We start from the raw sequence: 2,255 nt of genomic DNA, 5'->3' as shown, positions 1-2,255 counted from the left end.
AGTCATTTTTCGTTGTAGGAAAATATTAAATTTTTAAATAAAAGACATAATTAATTAAAATTATAATTTGCTATTAGTATCTTTTTAAAAATATTTACAATTATTTTAATAGGTTATGCAAGAAGTCTAATGAAACAAGATAAAACAACTTGATTAAAGGGTGCATTACCTTGAAATTGATTTAAAAAAGACCCTATTNNNNCTTANAANNACCTGATGTAACAAATTGTAGTTATATAATTGATATGTTTTCAATTCAAGCATTATATAAAGGTAATTTTGAAATTATCTTTTATGCTGATAACCCATATACCAATAATGAAGAAGATTATTTACGATTATCAGTATGAAGTTTCAGAGGTAAAACAAAAAGTGTATTAAATAATTATTTATGTGATATGACAACTAATTATAAAACTAGTTTCTTATTACCACATGACTATGAAATACCAACTTTTAATTACCCACAATATGTCTTACCACCAGTTCCATATAACTATAAACCTTATACAAAAGATATTATGCCTTCCGATGTAGTACTACCATTAAAAACCAAAATTACAGCACCAGCACAATGTAAAAAATCAATATCTTCAAGTTATACAAAAATTAATTTATTTTCTGATGAATTTAATTATGCTTATTATGAGGTGGAAATTGATTTAAAACAAATTGACCCAACAATTCAAAGTATAAGTAAATTCCAAGATGCTTATAAAACAATTGAAATAAGTAATCTAAGTAATTTACAAGTTGAATGTGGGCCGGGCCACCAAATATAGAAAATTTTATACAAGATAGAAATGTTAATTTAAATGGTGGAGTTAATAGTTGTAATAATAATGTATGTGCATTAATAGATGTTTCTATTTTAAGTAAAGATGGTCGCTCACAAGTTGATAAAGTTAATTTTCCAGATACTTTTACAATAGATACGAAAGAAATAACTAATGATATTAAAACAATTGATACTTTTAAAACTAATGGTTTACCAAATGATAACTATAAAAATAGTTATGTTGATAATCAAAAGAAAATAAATATTAACTTTTTATTACAAATAACAAAATTATCTAATAGTGATAAAGATAAAATTAGAGAAATATATTTACAAGCATATTATACTAGTGATTTAAAATTAAAAATTAGATTTTCAAAAATATTATATGTAGAATTATCAACATTTTATTGAAATAAACAAACTATGAAAATTTATAAATATTTTGGTAATGATAAAAATATAATAATAGATGTTTATAATCCTAATGATTTAGGAATTAGAAATAAAAATATTAACCCCGTTAAAATTACATTTAAACCAAGATAAAAATAAAAAAGAGATTTAATTATCTCTTTTTTAACCATTAACTTTTATATTACCATTTTCATCAATATCTAATAAATCAGATATATTAGTATCTAAATTTCAACGATAAACTGATTTAAAATAGTCATTATTAATATTTGATATTCATTTTTTAGAAATATCATATCCTACTTGTAAATGTTTACCATAATCCATATTATAAAGTAATTTTAACTCACCAATATTTAATTTTTTAATAACTTTAAATTTATTATCATTAAAATCATTTTTAAATTTAGCAATTTCTCAATTATTATTTTTATCACCACGACATACTACAATAATATCATTTATTATCAACTTTATTAAATGGTTTTTCTTGTGGTGCTATTCATTCTAAATTGTCTCTAATTTCTTGGTTAGTAGTATTTATTTTGTTTTCTTTTTTTAAATGTTCTAATTCTTCTTTTGTATATTCTTGTGGTGTATTACAAGCAACTAAACTAGTTGTACTTGTTCCAACTAATGATATTGCACCAATAATACTTAATAATCTTTTCATATATTTTTTATTTCATTACTACTTTTAATCTTGAAGTTTGTCCTTCTCAATTTTTATCATTTTTAGAAGCAATTATAACAACATAAATAGCAGTGTTTTCAAGTTGAGGAAAATCAGAAAAATCATTTTTATTAATTGAATTTTCATCAGAATAATAATTAATAGTATAACCTTCATTTAAAGGTTTATTTATAAATTCTTGTGCATTAATAATTTTTGTATTTAAATCAGATAGTTTTTTATTTTTTTCATGAATAATATTTACAGTTAATTTATTTATTGTATTTAAATTAATTTTTTGTTTTATATTTCCTCCATCGCAAGCAATTACACTGTTTGCTTCGCTTGCAGTTAAACTAACTATACATAAAATACTTAATAATCTTT

Annotated in this window: 5 protein-coding genes; 2 read left to right on the top strand and 3 right to left on the bottom strand. The window is 21.3% G+C overall.

What is annotated here, in order from left to right:
* Window positions 1-245: 245 nt before the first annotated feature.
* Both BST80_RS05080 and BST80_RS05075 read left to right on the top strand, forming a co-directional pair.
* Window positions 246-782: a hypothetical protein gene (locus BST80_RS05080; protein ID WP_415746253.1), complete on the top strand. Its 537-nt coding sequence runs from the start codon at window positions 246-248 to the stop codon at window positions 780-782.
* Complete coding sequence (locus tag BST80_RS05075) at window positions 758-1,327, top strand: hypothetical protein (RefSeq protein ID WP_415746252.1); 570 nt, start codon at window positions 758-760, stop codon at window positions 1,325-1,327. Before BST80_RS05080 ends, BST80_RS05075 begins: the two co-directional genes overlap by 25 nt.
* Window positions 1,328-1,357: 30 nt before the next feature.
* Here BST80_RS05075 and BST80_RS05070 read toward each other — a convergent pair whose 3' ends face one another.
* From BST80_RS05070 to BST80_RS05060, 3 genes are all read right to left on the bottom strand, one after another.
* Entirely contained in the window at window positions 1,358-1,666 is a 309-nt protein-coding gene (locus tag BST80_RS05070) for a hypothetical protein (protein ID WP_415746251.1), read from the bottom strand.
* Window positions 1,626-1,868: a lipoprotein gene (locus BST80_RS05065; protein WP_415746250.1), complete on the bottom strand. Its 243-nt coding sequence runs from the start codon at window positions 1,866-1,868 to the stop codon at window positions 1,626-1,628. The genes BST80_RS05070 and BST80_RS05065 overlap by 41 nt, the downstream gene beginning before the upstream one ends.
* Before the next feature lie 7 nt (window positions 1,869-1,875).
* A partial coding sequence (locus BST80_RS05060; RefSeq protein WP_415746249.1) for a hypothetical protein occupies window positions 1,876-2,255 on the bottom strand: 380 nt, incomplete at its 5' end.

Source organism: Spiroplasma sp. Moj, assembly GCF_016082285.1.
GTDB classification, from domain to species: Bacteria; Bacillota_I; Bacilli_A; order Mycoplasmatales; family Mycoplasmataceae; genus Spiroplasma; species Spiroplasma phoeniceum.
Note: the sequence above shows the minus strand (reverse complement) of the source record. Positions and strands in the feature narration are given on the sequence as shown.